18 protein-coding genes are annotated in these 13,227 nt (G+C 70.8%); 11 read left to right on the forward strand and 7 right to left on the reverse strand.

What is annotated here, in order from left to right; translation table 11 throughout:
* Positions 1-27: 27 nt before the first annotated feature.
* The gene (locus tag C2865_RS00345) at positions 28-660 is read right to left on the reverse strand and encodes a TetR/AcrR family transcriptional regulator (protein WP_106396266.1); all 633 of its coding nucleotides are present in this window, start codon (positions 658-660) and stop codon (positions 28-30) included.
* A 92-nt stretch (positions 661-752) separates the two neighbouring features.
* Between C2865_RS00345 and C2865_RS00350 the strand changes: the two genes are divergently transcribed.
* The 3 genes from C2865_RS00350 to C2865_RS00360 are packed head-to-tail and all read left to right on the forward strand — an operon-like array spanning position 753 to position 2,530.
* A complete protein-coding gene (locus tag C2865_RS00350; RefSeq protein ID WP_106396267.1) occupies positions 753-1,367 on the forward strand; it encodes a dihydrofolate reductase family protein in 615 nt (204 codons plus the stop codon).
* A 29-nt stretch (positions 1,368-1,396) separates the two neighbouring features.
* Positions 1,397-1,612, forward strand: coding sequence for a DUF4287 domain-containing protein (locus tag C2865_RS00355; RefSeq protein ID WP_106396268.1), 216 nt, complete (start codon positions 1,397-1,399; stop codon positions 1,610-1,612).
* A 45-nt stretch (positions 1,613-1,657) separates the two neighbouring features.
* Positions 1,658-2,530: an alpha/beta fold hydrolase gene (locus tag C2865_RS00360; RefSeq protein ID WP_106396269.1), complete on the forward strand. Its 873-nt coding sequence runs from the start codon at positions 1,658-1,660 to the stop codon at positions 2,528-2,530.
* A 101-nt stretch (positions 2,531-2,631) separates the two neighbouring features.
* Here the strand turns inward: C2865_RS00360 and C2865_RS00365 are convergent, their stop codons facing one another.
* Positions 2,632-3,855 (reverse strand): MFS transporter, encoded by a 1,224-nt coding sequence (locus tag C2865_RS00365; protein WP_106396270.1) that lies wholly within the window; start codon positions 3,853-3,855, stop codon positions 2,632-2,634.
* 85 nt (positions 3,856-3,940) lie between these two features.
* On the opposite strand from C2865_RS00365, the gene C2865_RS00370 reads away from it, so the two are divergent.
* Together C2865_RS00370 and C2865_RS00375 are read left to right on the forward strand one after the other, a co-directional pair.
* Entirely contained in the window at positions 3,941-4,876 is a 936-nt protein-coding gene (locus tag C2865_RS00370; protein ID WP_232835265.1) for a GlxA family transcriptional regulator, read from the forward strand.
* A gap of 51 nt (positions 4,877-4,927) precedes the next feature.
* Positions 4,928-6,073 (forward strand): epoxide hydrolase family protein, encoded by a 1,146-nt coding sequence (locus C2865_RS00375; protein WP_106396272.1) that lies wholly within the window; start codon positions 4,928-4,930, stop codon positions 6,071-6,073.
* A 19-nt stretch (positions 6,074-6,092) separates the two neighbouring features.
* Here the strand turns inward: C2865_RS00375 and C2865_RS00380 are convergent, their stop codons facing one another.
* A complete protein-coding gene (locus C2865_RS00380) occupies positions 6,093-7,025 on the reverse strand; it encodes an alpha/beta hydrolase (protein ID WP_106396273.1) in 933 nt (310 codons plus the stop codon).
* 189 nt (positions 7,026-7,214) lie between these two features.
* Between C2865_RS00380 and C2865_RS00385 the strand changes: the two genes are divergently transcribed.
* Both C2865_RS00385 and C2865_RS00390 read left to right on the forward strand, forming a co-directional pair.
* A complete protein-coding gene (locus tag C2865_RS00385) occupies positions 7,215-7,463 on the forward strand; it encodes a helix-turn-helix transcriptional regulator (protein WP_106396274.1) in 249 nt (82 codons plus the stop codon).
* On the forward strand, positions 7,460-8,089 hold the full coding sequence (locus C2865_RS00390) for a hypothetical protein (protein WP_106396275.1): 630 nt from the start codon (positions 7,460-7,462) through the stop codon (positions 8,087-8,089). Before C2865_RS00385 ends, C2865_RS00390 begins: the two co-directional genes overlap by 4 nt.
* Here C2865_RS00390 and C2865_RS00395 read toward each other — a convergent pair.
* The gene (locus C2865_RS00395) at positions 8,086-8,742 is read right to left on the reverse strand and encodes a TetR/AcrR family transcriptional regulator (protein WP_106397388.1); all 657 of its coding nucleotides are present in this window, start codon (positions 8,740-8,742) and stop codon (positions 8,086-8,088) included. The genes C2865_RS00390 and C2865_RS00395 overlap by 4 nt on opposite strands.
* A gap of 116 nt (positions 8,743-8,858) precedes the next feature.
* Between C2865_RS00395 and C2865_RS00400 the strand changes: the two genes are divergently transcribed.
* The gene (locus C2865_RS00400) at positions 8,859-9,809 is read left to right on the forward strand and encodes an NAD(P)-dependent alcohol dehydrogenase (protein WP_232835407.1); all 951 of its coding nucleotides are present in this window, start codon (positions 8,859-8,861) and stop codon (positions 9,807-9,809) included.
* Between the two features lie 20 nt (positions 9,810-9,829).
* On the opposite strand, the gene C2865_RS39850 is transcribed toward C2865_RS00400, so the two are convergent.
* Positions 9,830-9,988, reverse strand: a complete 159-nt coding sequence (locus C2865_RS39850) for a hypothetical protein (protein ID WP_198652796.1) — start codon at positions 9,986-9,988, stop codon at positions 9,830-9,832.
* A 495-nt stretch (positions 9,989-10,483) separates the two neighbouring features.
* On the opposite strand from C2865_RS39850, the gene C2865_RS00410 reads away from it, so the two are divergent.
* A complete protein-coding gene (locus tag C2865_RS00410; protein ID WP_106396277.1) occupies positions 10,484-11,038 on the forward strand; it encodes an RNA polymerase sigma factor in 555 nt (184 codons plus the stop codon).
* Positions 11,031-11,375: a hypothetical protein gene (locus tag C2865_RS00415; protein ID WP_198652797.1), complete on the forward strand. Its 345-nt coding sequence runs from the start codon at positions 11,031-11,033 to the stop codon at positions 11,373-11,375. Before C2865_RS00410 ends, C2865_RS00415 begins: the two co-directional genes overlap by 8 nt.
* 292 nt (positions 11,376-11,667) lie before the next feature.
* Here the strand turns inward: C2865_RS00415 and C2865_RS00425 are convergent, their stop codons facing one another.
* Positions 11,668-11,850: a DUF397 domain-containing protein gene (locus tag C2865_RS00425; protein ID WP_106396279.1), complete on the reverse strand. Its 183-nt coding sequence runs from the start codon at positions 11,848-11,850 to the stop codon at positions 11,668-11,670.
* Positions 11,831-12,661 carry a helix-turn-helix domain-containing protein gene (locus C2865_RS00430; RefSeq protein WP_106396280.1) on the reverse strand — a complete coding sequence of 277 codons (831 nt, stop codon included), beginning with the start codon at positions 12,659-12,661 and terminating at the stop codon, positions 11,831-11,833. Before C2865_RS00430 ends, C2865_RS00425 begins: the two co-directional genes overlap by 20 nt.
* 105 nt (positions 12,662-12,766) lie before the next feature.
* Here C2865_RS00430 and C2865_RS00435 point away from each other — a divergent pair, with 105 nt between their 5' ends.
* A complete protein-coding gene (locus C2865_RS00435) occupies positions 12,767-13,183 on the forward strand; it encodes an ATP-binding protein (protein ID WP_106396281.1) in 417 nt (138 codons plus the stop codon).
* Positions 13,184-13,227: the final 44 nt, after the last annotated feature.

Consider the following 13,227-nt stretch of genomic DNA (forward strand, 5'->3'; position numbering starts at 1 on the left):
TGCCCGCCACTGCCGTGGTGAACCCGGTCAGAGGCCTCTTTCGATCATGTCGATCAGGAGGTGGGTGGCTTCGGCGGCCTGCGGGTCCTGGAGGCCGCGCAGCGGGCCGTCTATGAGCAGGACGGCCAGGCCGTGGACGCAGGACCAGACGATGAATTCGGCGCCGGGGCGGCGTTCGGGCGGGAGGAGGCCGCAGGCGGCTAGGTCGTCCAGGGCGGCGGTGAGCAGTTGGAAGGGGGTCAGTCCGCCGGTTCCGGCCGAGACCGCGGCTTCGGCCTGGGTCATGTCGTCGGGGACGTAGAACGCGGCGCGGAACAGGCCCGGCTCGGTGCGGGCGAAGGCCAGGTAGCCGGTGCCGACGGCGCGGAAGCGGGCGCGGGCCGCGGCGGCCGGATCCGCGAGGGGCGGGAGGCCGGTCTGCTCGGCCTCCATCGTGCGGGCGAGGGCGGCCATGGCCTCCAGGGAGACGGCGTGCACCAGGGCGTCGCGGTCGGCGAAGTGGCGGTAGGCGGCGTTGGGCGAGACGCCTGCGCGGCGGGTGGCCTCGCGCAGCACCACGGCGTCCGGGCCGCCCGTCCGGGCGAGTTCGACGCCGGCCTCCAGCAGTGCCTGGCGCAGGTTGCCGTGCCGGTAGGTGCTCCGGCGGGGCGGGTCGGTCATGGTTCTCCTCCTTATGTGGACAGCATCCACATTAGTGTGCCATGATCGGCCCACGCCAAGAAGTGGACAGTGTCCACAAAGGAGGACATCTCATGAGCAAGCTGGTCGTCTCGACGTTCCTGTCCCTGGACGGCGTGATGCAGGCACCCGGCGGCCCCCGCGAGGACGACTCCCACGGGTTCCGGCACGGCGGCTGGCTCGTCCCGTACGCCGACGAGAAGTTCGGCGGCATCATGGCCGCCCAGCTCGACCGCGCGGACGGCATGCTGCTGGGGCACCGCTCCTACGACATCCTCGCCGCACACTGGCCGAACGTGCCGGACGAGGAGGGCGGCGCGCGGATCAACGGCATGCGCAAGTACGTCACCACCCGCACCCCGATGACCGCCGCGTGGCACAACACCGAGGTCCTGGTCGGCGACGCCGCCCGGACCGTCGCCGACCTCAAGGAGCGCACCGAGGGCGAGATCCTCGTCCAGGGCAGCAGCGACCTCCTGCGCACCCTGCAGCGGGCCGACCTGGTCGACGAGTACCGGCTGCTGACCTTCCCCGTCGTCCTCGGCGAGGGCAAGCGGCTGTTCGCCGAAGGCACCGTCCCCACCTCTTTGAAGCTGACCGGCGTGACCAGCACCCCCGCGGGCGTCATCTACAGCACCTACCAGCGCGCCGGTGCTCTCGCCTACGGCTCCTTCGCCCTCGACGCCTGACCCCCCACCCGGACAGAAAGGACCCCGCCATGACCGCGCCCGCCAAAGGCAACCCCGCCAGCTACTTCCCCGCCATCGAGAAGAAGTACGGCCGCCCCGTCCAGGAGTGGCTCGACCTCATCAGGTCCTCGCCCCTCACCAAGCACATGGAACTGGTCGCCTGGCTCAAGACCGAACACGGCCTCGGCCACGGCCACGCCAACGCGCTCGTCGCCCACACCCGCGCGAACGACGAGCAGGCCTGACGCCCCCCCCCCGCACCACCCCCTTCGACAGGAGCAGAGAAACCCATGCACGACGTCGAGACGAGAACACTTCAGGTCCCCGGAGCGGAACTGCACTACGAGGTCCGCGGAACGGGCCCGCTGCTGCTGATGATCCCGGGCGCACCGGCCGACGCCGGGGCACTGGCCGGGCTCGCAGCGCTGCTGGCCGACCGGTACACCGTCGTCGCCTACGACCAGCGAGGCCTGTCCCGCAGCACCCTGACGGGACCGCCGGAGGACCAGGACGTCGAGGCCTTCAGCCAGGACGCGCACCTCCTGCTCACCGCCCTGGGCGGCGGCCCCGCCCACGTGCTGGGCAACAGCGGCGGCGCGCTCACCGCCCTGGACCTGGCTGCCCGCCACCCCGAGCAGGTACGCGCCCTGGTGGTCCACGAACCGCCCCTCCCGGAGCTCCTGCCCGACCGCGAGCACTGGCGCACGACGTTCCAGGACGTCCAGGACACCTACCGTGCCGAAGGCGCGGGCGCAGCGATGCAGAAGTTCGTCGCCACCATCGAGGGCGAGCCCAGCGGCCCTCCCCAGATGCCTGACTTCTCCCAGATGCCGCCCGAGGCGCTGGAGATGATGGGCCGGATCCAGGGGAACCTCGACTACTTCCTCGCCCACGTGCTGCTGCCCGTGCTGCGCTTCGAACCCGACCTCGCCGCACTGCGCTCCCACGCCACGCCGATCGCCGTCGGCATCGGAGCCGCCTCCCCCGAAGGCGTCCCCCTCCGCTCCGCCCTGGCACTCGCGGAGCACCTCGGCACCAAGGCGATCGAGTTCCCCGGCGACCACCAGGGCCTGGCCCTCGACGCCGCCACCGGTGCCGAGATCGTCCACGACGCCTTCACCCGGCTCACCGAGGCGCAAGCGCAACTGGGCAAGACGGCATAGACGGTCCTCCGGCGGGCGGAGTCACGGCCTGCCATCGCGTCGCCAGGGGCCGGTGGCGGCCGTCCAAACCGCCCCTGTCACCTGACGCCCCCGCCGCCGCTTCACACCCGGCGCAGGTTCCTGATCGGCCGGGTCGCCAGCAGCGCGGCGCAGACCGCGACGCAGACGCCCGACGAGACGAACAGCAGGCTCCGCGGGTCGACGACTTCGGCGGCCGGCCCGACCAGGGCCTGACCGACGGCGGCCCCGGAGACCGAACCCGCGATCTCGTAGGCGGTCACCCGGTTCAGCACGTCGCCCGGGACCTGCGTCTGGACGCTGGTCGACCACATCACCGACCAGAACGCCCAGGCGCAGCCGCCCACCAGGTGCCCGGCGATCAGCAGCGGCAGGGACGGCTCCAGCGCTATCGACAGCGGGATGAAGGTGAAGCCGAAGATGGCGATGCCGCCCGCCGCCAGCGGCCGCGCCGGTCTCAGCCTGATCGCGATCAGCCCGCCGACGACCGTGCCGGTGCCGAGCCCGGCCATCGCCCAGCCGTAGGCGGCGTCGCCGAGCCGTTCGCCGATCAGCCGCGAGCCCAGCGGGATGTAGGGGCCGAAGACCAGCATCCCGAAGAACACCCAGATCACGATCACCGACCACATCCAGGTGCGGGAGCGGAACTCCGCCCACCCGCGCCGCAGGTCGAACAGGACCGTCGAGGTCCGCTTCGGGCCGCCCGCCGGGCGCACCCTGATCAGCGCGAGGCACAGCCCGCTGAAGGCGAAGGTCGCCGCGTTCAGCGAGTAGACCACGCCCGCGCCGGAGACCGCCATGACCAGACCGGCCAGCACGGGCCCGGCGAGCTGCGACCCGGCGTCGGCGATCTTGAGGGTGGCGTTGGCGCGCTGCGGGTCGCGGGCGATCAGCGGGATCATGCCGTTGACGCCCGGCTGGAACATCCCGGCCGCGGTGCCGGCGAGGGAGGAGCAGACGAGCAGCAGCCAGAGCGGCGGCGTCCCGGTCAGGAAGGCCACCGCGACGACGCCCTGGGTCGCCACCCGGACGACGTCGGCGCCGATCATCACCGTCCGCGCCCCGATCCGGTCGGCGAAGACCCCGCCGAAGACGACGAAGCCGACGGCGGCCAGCGTCCACACCGCCAGGACGTAGCCGACGCCCGCGACCCCGTAGATCTTCCCCACGGCCAGCGCGGCGGCGACCTGCATCATCGCGTCGCCGAGCAGCGAGACCGAACGTGCTCCGAAATAGAGGGTGAAATCCCTGGTCCACAGCCTGGACGGGGCCTCGGGACCGGCTCCCCGGTCGAGGGTCGCGGTCATCGCTCGAACTCCATGCCGACCATTCTCGGAAGGATCACCATGACCGGCAGGTGTCCGTAATGACATCATGAAGTACATTCCTGCCATGAGGCATCGCGTGGTCGCGCTGGTCGGTTCGCCGCTGGAGCTCTACCCCGTGACCTGCGCGTCCGCCGTGTTCGGCTGGCACGGCACGGAGATCCCCCACCACTACGGCTTCCGGATGTGCGCCGAGCACCCGGGTCCGATCCGGACCACGCTCGGCGTCGACCTGGTCGTCGAACGGGGACTGGCGGAGCTGGCCGAGGCCGACACCGTGCTGATCGCCGGTTGGTGCTCCCGGCCGGACTCCCCCGCGGTGCTGGAGGCCGTCGGGGCGGCGCACGCGCGCGGCGCCCGGATCGTCGCGGTCTGCGAAGGCGTCTGGATCCCGGCCGCGCTCGGCCTGCTGGACGGCCGCGGTTCCGCCTCGCACTGGGACCTGGTGGACGAGCTCTCGGCCGCCCACCCGCGGGTGCGGTTCGACGCCAAGGTCCTCTACGTGGACCACGGCGACGTGGCAACCGCCGGGGCGTCGGCCACGGCCCTGGACCTCTGCCTCAACCTGGTCCGGAGCGACCACGGCGCGGCGCTGGCCGCCCGGATCGGCCGCCAGTTCGCCGCCGCCCCGCTGCGCGAGGGCGGGCAGCGCCAGTTCCCCGAGCTGCCGACCCGCGGGCCCGTCCCCGACTCGCTGGCCCCGCTGCTGGAGTGGATGACCGCCCGGCTGGACCGGCCGCTGACCGTCGAGGACATCGCGGCCAGGTCCGGGGTCTCGCCCCGCACCCTCAGCAGGCACTTCACCGAGCAGCTCGGCGTCTCCCCCGGCCGCTGGCTGCTGGAGCGCCGGATCGCGACGGCCCGCGCGCTGCTGGAGGAGACCGACCTGCCGATCGAGACCGTCGCCCAGCGGGTCGGCCTGTCCTCCGCCGTCAACCTGCGCCGCCGCTTCCACAACGCCCTGCGCACCACGCCCTCGGCCTACCGGAGATCCTTCCGCTGACCGGTCAAGCTAGGACCGAACCTGACCTAGCCGATCTCTAGTGTTCAGGGCATGACGAACATCGAGCCGTTCCGCATCGACATCCCGCAGGCCGACCTGGAGGACCTCCGCGACCGCCTGGCCCGCACCCGCTGGCCGGACGAGCTGCCCGGCACCGGCTGGTCGTACGGCGTGCCCTCCTCGTACGCCAGGGATCTCGCCGAGTACTGGCGGACGGGCTACGACTGGCGGAGGCAGGAGGCGGCGCTCAACGAGTACCCGCAGTTCACCACCGAGATCGACGGCCAGAACATCCACTTCCTGCACGTCCGCTCCCCCGAGCCGGACGCGCTCCCTCTGATCCTCACGCACGGCTGGCCCGGCTCGATCGCCGAGTTCACGAAGGTCATCGGCCCGCTCACCGACCCCCGCGCCCACGGCGGCGACCCGGCCGACGCGTTCCACGTGGTGGCGCCCTCCCTGCCCGGCTTCGGGTTCTCCGGCCCCACCCGCGAGACCGGCTGGACCCTGAGCCGGGTGGCCCGCGCCTGGGCCGAGCTGATGAGCCGGCTCGGCTACGACCGGTACGGCGCCCAGGGCGGCGACAGCGGCTCGGTGGTCTCCCCCGAGCTCGGCCGCGTCGCCCCGGAGCACGTCGTCGGCGTCCACGTCAACGGCGCCCTGGGCTTCCCGACCTTCGCGCCCGAGGAGATGGAAGGGCTCACCGAGGCGGAGCAGGCCAGGCTGGCCTCCTACTCGGACCAGGACGGCACGGGCTACGCCATCCTGCAGTCCACCCGCCCGCAGACGCTCGCCTTCGGCCTGCACGACTCCCCCGCCGGGCAGATGTCCTGGATCGTGGAGAAGTTCAAGGAGTGGACCGACCCGGCGCACGAGCTTCCCGAGGACGCCGTGGACCGCGACCAGATGCTCACCGACATCACCATCTACTGGCTCACCGGCACCGCCGCCTCCTCCGCCCGCCTCTACAGGGAGACCGCGGCCGACTGGGGACGGCCCGTCGAGAAGTCCGACGTCCCCACCGGGGTGGCGGTCTTCCCGGGCGACGCGGGGGTCCGCCGCGTCGCCGAACGCGAGCACAACGTGGTGCACTGGTCGGAGTTCGACCGGGGCGGCCACTTCGCCGCGATGGAGGCGCCGGACCTGCTGGTCGACGACGTCCGCGCGTTCTTCCGGCTCGTCCGCGGCGGGATCTAGGGCGGGGAGGCGGCCCTCCTCAGGTGATCGCCTGGGAGAGGGCCGCGATCTGCCGCCGGGTGAAGTCCCGGACGACGGCGGTCCTGGATTCGACGCTGTCGAAGCCGTGGTAGGCGCCCGGCACGATGTGCAGGTCACAGGGGACGCCTGCCTGCCGGAGGCGCTCGGCGTAGGCGACGTCCTCGTCGTGGAAGAGGTCGTTGGTCCCGACGCCGATCCAGGTGGGCGGAAGGCCGGTCAGGTCTTCGGCGCGGGCGGGAGCGGCCGGGTGGGGGACGCCGTCTGGCTGGCCGGGGGTGAGGCGGGGGCCGAGGTAGGACCGCCAGCCGAAGTGGTTGCTGGCCGGGTTCCACATGCGCAGGCGGCGCTCGTCGACGCCGGTGCGCACGGTGGTGCGGTCGTCGATCATCGGATAGACGAGGAGCTGGAAGGCAAGGCGGACGTCGGCGCGGTCGCGGGCGAGCAGGGCCAGCCCGGCGGCCAGGCCGCCGCCGGCGCTCGCGCCGCCGATCGCGATCCGGTCGGGGTCGACGTCGGGTTGGGCGGCGAGCCAGGTGAGGGCGGTGTAGCAGTCCTCCAGCGGGGTCGGGTAGGGGTGTTCGGGGGCGAGCCGGTAGTCCACCGAGGCGACGACCGCTCCGAGTTCCCGGGCGGCGCGCGCGCAGAAGCGGGAGTCCATGCGGGCGTGGCCGATGACCATGCCGCCGCCGTGGATCCACAGCAGCGCCGGTCTGCGGCCCTGGACCGCCGCGTCCTCCGCGGCCGAGACCGTCCTGCCGTAGACGTCGACGCGCACTTCCGGCGTGACGGGCACCTGGACGACGCCCGGGGGGACGCCCCTGTCGGCGAGCCCGGTCAGGGCGCGGATCAACCGCAGCCGACGGGGGCCGACCACTCCGCGGGGAAGGAACCGCGCGGCTCGCAGGTCGGGATGGAACGCCTGACCGGTCATCAGGTCTCTCCTCATGGTTCCGCGTCGGTTTCAGGGGTCAGCGTACGGGAGCCGGCCTCGCCGGTGAAGGGGCAGCGGTTGTCAATCTTCGATCAGATGTAGTACTACTACTATCAATGATCGAAGAGATGCCATCGTGAAGCCCGGCAAGGAGAAGCACATGGACGACTCGGCCGCGAGCGGCCCCTGATGCCCGCCGAGAAGAAGGACGAAGGCAACGTCCACAACCGGATCCCGATGCTGCGGGCCGAGCGCGGCGTCTCGCGCCGCGACCTGGCCACCGCACTGGGCGTCCACTACCAGACCATCGGCTACCTGGAGCGCGGCGAGTACAGCCCCAGCCTGCACCTGGCGCTGCGCATCGCCGCGTACTTCGAGGTCCCCGTCGAGGTGGTCTTCTCCCTCGACCCCTTCCCCCGGATCGGGAGCAGCTCATGACGAACGACGAACGCCCGACGAATGACCGCGACTCCTCCTGGTGGCACAGGCACCGGGCGAATTCGCAGCGCAAGCGCGCGGAGCGCATACGCGTCCTGGACGAGGAGCTGGAGCGCCGCATGCCCGCCCGCTACGCCACGCAGCGCGCCCGCCGGGCGTTGGCGGTCGCAGGAGGCGCCTGTCTCGGGCTGCTCTGGGTGGACGCCGCCGTCGCGTGGATCCTGGCCCCGAGCGACACGGCGATGATCGTCAACTTCGTGGTCCTCGGCATCCTGCTGGTGGTGGGCATCCCGCTCGCCGGCTCGCTCAGCGCGATCACCCGCGGAATGACCCTCAAGCACGAACGGGAACTCGACGAGCGGGAGAAGACCGCCCGGCTCCGCGCGTTCACGACCGCGCACCGCTGCACGTCCGTCGTGATGATCCTCGTCATGCTCGTGACCATGTTCGCCGACCGGGACGGACGCGACTCGCAGATCCCAGGCGCCGCGCTGTTCCTCATCCTCTTCGCCCTGCTGGTGACCCACGTCCTGCTGCCGCTCGTCGTGGCGGCCTGGCAGGCGCCCGACCCGCCCGCGGACGAGGACGAGTTCGACGACGAGCCCGCTCACGACACGACGTCCTAGGGCCTGTCGGTCGTGATCGGGAGGCTGCTCAGTGTCAGTGCGGCCGGCGGGGGCAGCGGTCTGCTGGCCGAATCGGCGCGGAACGACTGGAGCAGATAGGCCACCAGGCGCCGGGACGCTGCACCGTCATCCGGTAGGGCCGCCACCAGACCGCAGTGCGCCAGCAGGACCACGGCGAGGTCGGAAGGGTGAAAATCGGCCCGCAGCGCGCCCGTCGCCTGGGCCCTGCGCACCAGGGTCGTGAAGTCCCGCTCGGCTCGTCGCCGGGACTGCGCGTGTTCCGACGTGCTTTCCGGGAAGGCCGCAAGGAACCCGGCCGGGAACCCGCGTTCCTCTCGTTGCAAAGCGCAGACCGTCTCGATCAGCTGCTGGAAGCCCTGCCACGGGTCAGGGGCGGCCAGGGCCTCGGTGAGCGCCCGCGCACAGGTCTCCATCTGCTGCGCGAACGCGCCTCTCACCAGGGCGTCCCGGGTCGGGAAATGCCGGTACAGCGTCGCCACGCCGACCCCGGCCCGTCGCGCCACGGTCGCCATCGGGGCGTCGATCCCGCGCTCCGCGAAGACCGCACGGGCGGCGACGAGGACGCGCTCCCGGTTGCGCCGGGCATCCGCCCGCACCCCGTCCCGGGCTGTGATCCGAGAGGATTCCGCCATCACTGTCTCTCGCTTCCGGTCTAAACGGACGATTGCGTCCACTTAAGAGCTTACGGTCGATGTCGGTTCCCCGTACGGCTCCCGGCGGCAAAGGCAGAACGATGGACGACCGCATGATGAAGGCAGTGCTCTACGACCGCTACGGCGGCCCCGATGTGCTCTACACGGGCCGCGTGCCACGCCCCGATCCGGCCCCCGGCGAGGTCCTTGTGAAGGTGCGCGCTTTCAGCGTCAACGGTGGCGAACTGGCAGCCCGTGCCGGCCGTCTCCGCCTCCTGACCGGCCGGAAGTTCCCCAAGCGCGTCGGCCTGGACTTCACCGGCGAGGTCGCCGCGCTGGGGGCCGGAGTCACACGATTCGCGGTCGGCGACCGCGTATGGGGGGTCCTGGGCCGCACCTCCGGGTTCGGCAGCGCCGCCGAGTACGTGGCCGTGCCCGCCGAGCGGATCGGCCGGCTCCCTGACGGCCTTGACCCGGTGGACGCCGCCGCGCTGCCGGTGGCCACCACGACCATCACCGCGTTGCGGGACAAAGCCGGGCTGCGCTCCGGCGAACGGCTCCTCGTCCGGGGTGCGGCGGGCGGTGTCGGCAACACCGCCGTCCAACTCGGACGGGCTTACGGCGCGGAGGTCACGGCCCTGGCCCGCGCAGCCAACCTCGACTTCGTCCGCGGGCTCGGCGCGCACAAGGCCGTCGACCACCGGACCGTACGACCGGCGGAACTGGGCCGCTTCGACGTGGTCCTGGACACCGTGGGGACCGACCTGCGGGCCTTCCGGCGCCTGCTGAATCCCGGCGGGCGCATGGTCACCATCGCCTTCGACCTGGAACGGCCCGCTACGTCGCTCGGCTACCTCGCGGCCAGTACGGTCCACGGACGCGGCCGGGTGCGCTTCTTCAGCGGCAACCCCACGCAGGCGGACTTCGACGACCTCGCCCGCCATGTGGTCGAGGGCAAGCTGAGCCCCGCAGTGGACACGGTCTTCCCCCTGGAGGAGACGGCAGCGGCGCACCAGGCGCTGGAGGCGGGCGGCGTCCAGGGCAAGTACGTGGTCAGGGTCGCTTAGAACGTCTGCGGAGGTGCTGATCACAGCCACTCGTCGATGGCGGCGATGAGGACGGTCGCCTCGTATCGTGCGGCGACGGCTCGGTGTCTCTTGGGGTGGTCGATCCCGCACTCGACCGTGTGCCGCTGTTCGTGGTCGTCCTTGGCGGACTTCGGCGGCGGTCCGCCACGCCGATCCACGCTTGCACCTGGTCGGCTTTGTCGGGGATGGTTCGGTGGATTCCGCGCCGCTCAGCGGTCACCACGATCGACGTGGGCTTCTGGCCCTGCTCGACGGCCGGGTGCGGTTCGGTGGTGAACCCACCGCGCGAGCGTCCCAACCCGTGATCAACAGGATCGGTGAAGATGCCGCCTGGTGGTTCCTTCTGTGAATCGCCCTGCTTGCGGGCCCCGGCCCTGTGCCGATGGGCACGGCATACCGTGGAGTCGACGCTCAGGTCCCGCGGTCCGAGACCGTGCGCCGGTCCGGGATCCGCCCGGCACGCACCGTCGCCGATCCCGTCCCGCATCCCGGCGACGACGGCCTGAATCCTTTTGCGGCCCGGATGCCTCTTTATGGTGTGAGACCGGCACCGGGCCGGTCTCCGGGTTGGAGGTCCTCCATGGTCATCGCTGGTGTGGTGTGCGCGGCCGTCCTCGTGTGCGCGTGCGGTACGTACTTCGTGCGGCGGTCCCGTGGCTGATCGGGGCTGGCCGAGCGAGCAGGTGGTCGCCGCCGCGCGCGACGGCGACGCGGATTCTCTGACGGCGCTGGTGTCCGGGTCGCATCCGCATGTGCGCCGGTTCGCCCGGTCGTTGTGCGCCTCCCCGGAGGACGCGGAGGACGCCGCGCAGGAGGCCCTGATCATCCTCTACCGGAAGATCGGGACGCTCCGGGCCACCGGCGCGCTGGCGACGTGGATGTTCCGCATCGTCCGCAACGAGTGCATCCGGCGTTCGCGTCTGATGCTCCGGCCGCACGGGCAGTTCCGCGACCGGCCGGTGTCGTCCGCGGAGGACGAGGTGATCCGCCGGCTGGAGGCGGGACGGGTGGTCGCCGCGATCGCCGCGCTCCCCGCCGACCAGCGCCAGGTGCTGATCATGCGGGACGTCCAGGGGTACAGCGGCCGCATGGTCGCCGACGCCCTCGGGCTCAGCACGGCCGCGATGAAGTCGCGGCTGCACCGGGCCCGCGCCGCCGTCAACCAGGCCCTGGCCGGGCCGTCCGAAGGAGGAGGCGTCGATGTCTGAGGGAATCGATTTCGCGAGTGCTTCGCTGCCGCGCCATCTCGCGCGCGGAGCGATCGGCTTCGGCTCGATCGCCGGGGCTTTCGTCTTGTTGTCGGCGGTCGGTCCGGTCGGGCTGCTGCTGCTTCCGGTGGGTCTGGTCGCCCTGCGCGGCTGCCCGATGTGCTGGACGCTCGGCCTCGTCCAGACGCTTTCGCGTGGGCGTTTGGAGCGTGATTGCGTCGACGGCGTCTGCGAACTGCGTGTCGCCGAGCGGGACGGCGATGGTGGTGCGGTGTTCGCCTCGCCGGTCGTGGGATCGGTCGCGGCTCCGGTGGAATGGGAGCGCGTACCGGTCTGATCGGAAACACGGGCCCCGCGTCGCCACGCGGGGCCCGTGCCGGTCTCAGGCCTACAGCGGAGCGCGGAGTTGGTACGTGCGCTCGGCGCGGTCACGTGGACGCGGATTCCGGCCATCGGCTCGGTGCTGATGCTTTCCAACAGCACAGCGGGCACGTGCTCGCTCCGTACCGACTCGGGCAGCGCGTCACCGAATCCGCTGATCCTCGTTCACGGGGACGTCGAGGACGTTGCCTTGCGGCAGAACACGGGTTGAGAGGCTTGGACGGACGGTTCATCGACCGCTGCGAGCGTCAGCTCCGCCTCTTGAGTCCGGTCGCCAGCCGTACGAACTGTTGCCGGGTCAGCACAAGGTGCCCGAGGCCGGGGTTCTTGGAATCCTGGACGCCCACACCCTGGGGAAAACGCGCCAGCTCGACACAGATGTCGTCGCTGACAGTGCCGCTGTAGGAGCTCTTACGCCACTCGATCTCCATACCTGGACTCCATCACTCGCCAGATGATCCGCCGAGACTCTTCCTCGGAGGCGGCCTGCTGTCCGATGAGATCGAACTCGATGATCAGGTTGCGCACCTCTTCGGACGTCTCCACCAGCCTGCCACCGTTACGAGCTCCGATATAGGCGAGATCTCGCTCTTTCAGGCTGATAATCCGCATAGGTCCGTCCTGCCCGTAGTGCGACCCTGAGAGCTTGGGGATGATCCGCACCGAGACGTTCGGCCGCCTGCTCACCTCCAGAAGATGCTGAAGCTGCCCCCGCATGACCTCATGCCCGCCCACTTCGATCTCGAGGACCCCTTCGTCCATGAGCAGCCAGACGTACGGTGGCTTCTCCCGATCGAAGATCGCCGCGGTCTTCCTCAGACGGGACGTGACGGCCGCTTCGACGTTCGCTCCCGCCTTCGCGGCCACCAGCGCCCGGATATAGGCCTCGTTCTGAAACCCGGTCGGGATCACCTGCCCCTGGTAGATCCGGATGATCTGCGCTCGCGCCTCGTAATCGGCGTACTGCCGCTGCCACTCGGGGTCGTGCCCCATGCAGGCGAAGTACAGAAGCGTCTGGATCAGCACACCCGTCCCGTACCGCTCGTCCAACAGCGCGGCCTGCCGCTCGTCGATGCGCAGCCTTCCGGCTTCGATGTTCGAAACAGTCGATCGAGCCGCATTGATGATGGCACCCACCTGCGCGAGGCTCAGCCCGTTGAGTTCCCGCAGATAGCGAAGCTGGAACGCGAGCAGGTGCCAGAGCGAGAGCCTCGGGTTCAGCGGGTCACGCTTCTTGGGCACATCCCTCCTTGTTTCGGAGTTCAGAAAACACAACGGAGCGTAGTCGGGTGATGCGATTCTCGTAGCGAAATCAGCGAACCTCTTGGGGAGATCTCCGTGAGAACCATGAACGACGACCTCAACGTCCACCTGCTCGCCTGTCCCACCGCTGCTCGCCTGGCCCGCACCCTCATCTCCCGCCGCATCACCCAGTGGGGTTACACCCACCGCCTGGACGACGTCCTCCTGGTCGCCAGCGAGCTCATCACCAACGCGAGCAAGGCCGCCCCCAACTCCCGCATCAAGCTCCGCCTCAACCACAACAGCCAGGGCATCTTCATCTCCGTCTGGGACTCCGCCAAGGCTCTTCCCCAAGCCAAGCCGGTCACCGAACTGACGCCCGAAGCTCTCGACGCCTCCACCAACGACTGGGACAACGGCGGAGGCTGGGGACTGCCCCTCGTCGAAGCGCTCTCCTCCGCCTGCGGGCACCACCCCACCGGCTCCGACGGCAAATGGATCTGGGCCACCCTCGAAGCCTGACCCGTCGATCGCTTCCTTCACCGGCTCCCCGCCTCCGGGCTCAC

It is taken from the genome of Actinocorallia populi (assembly GCF_002995495.1).
GTDB lineage: Bacteria > Actinomycetota > Actinomycetes > Streptosporangiales > Streptosporangiaceae > Actinocorallia > Actinocorallia populi.

Coding starts and splice junctions, on each gene's coding strand:
- C2865_RS00400 (WP_232835407.1), top strand. CDS start 8,859: ATGAAGGCAGTGCTCTACGACCGCTACGGCGGCCCCGATGTGCTCTAC.
- C2865_RS00375 (WP_106396272.1), top strand. CDS start 4,928: ATGACGAACATCGAGCCGTTCCGCATCGACATCCCGCAGGCCGACCTG.
- C2865_RS00370 (WP_232835265.1), top strand. CDS start 3,941: ATGAGGCATCGCGTGGTCGCGCTGGTCGGTTCGCCGCTGGAGCTCTAC.
- C2865_RS00380 (WP_106396273.1), bottom strand. CDS start 7,025: ATGACCGGTCAGGCGTTCCATCCCGACCTGCGAGCCGCGCGGTTCCTT.
- C2865_RS00435 (WP_106396281.1), top strand. CDS start 12,767: ATGAACGACGACCTCAACGTCCACCTGCTCGCCTGTCCCACCGCTGCT.
- C2865_RS00345 (WP_106396266.1), bottom strand. CDS start 660: ATGACCGACCCGCCCCGCCGGAGCACCTACCGGCACGGCAACCTGCGC.
- C2865_RS00385 (WP_106396274.1), top strand. CDS start 7,215: ATGCCCGCCGAGAAGAAGGACGAAGGCAACGTCCACAACCGGATCCCG.
- C2865_RS00415 (WP_198652797.1), top strand. CDS start 11,031: ATGTCTGAGGGAATCGATTTCGCGAGTGCTTCGCTGCCGCGCCATCTC.
- C2865_RS00360 (WP_106396269.1), top strand. CDS start 1,658: ATGCACGACGTCGAGACGAGAACACTTCAGGTCCCCGGAGCGGAACTG.
- C2865_RS00365 (WP_106396270.1), bottom strand. CDS start 3,855: ATGACCGCGACCCTCGACCGGGGAGCCGGTCCCGAGGCCCCGTCCAGG.
- C2865_RS00395 (WP_106397388.1), bottom strand. CDS start 8,742: ATGGCGGAATCCTCTCGGATCACAGCCCGGGACGGGGTGCGGGCGGAT.
- C2865_RS00355 (WP_106396268.1), top strand. CDS start 1,397: ATGACCGCGCCCGCCAAAGGCAACCCCGCCAGCTACTTCCCCGCCATC.
- C2865_RS00390 (WP_106396275.1), top strand. CDS start 7,460: ATGACGAACGACGAACGCCCGACGAATGACCGCGACTCCTCCTGGTGG.
- C2865_RS00350 (WP_106396267.1), top strand. CDS start 753: ATGAGCAAGCTGGTCGTCTCGACGTTCCTGTCCCTGGACGGCGTGATG.
- C2865_RS00425 (WP_106396279.1), bottom strand. CDS start 11,850: ATGGAGATCGAGTGGCGTAAGAGCTCCTACAGCGGCACTGTCAGCGAC.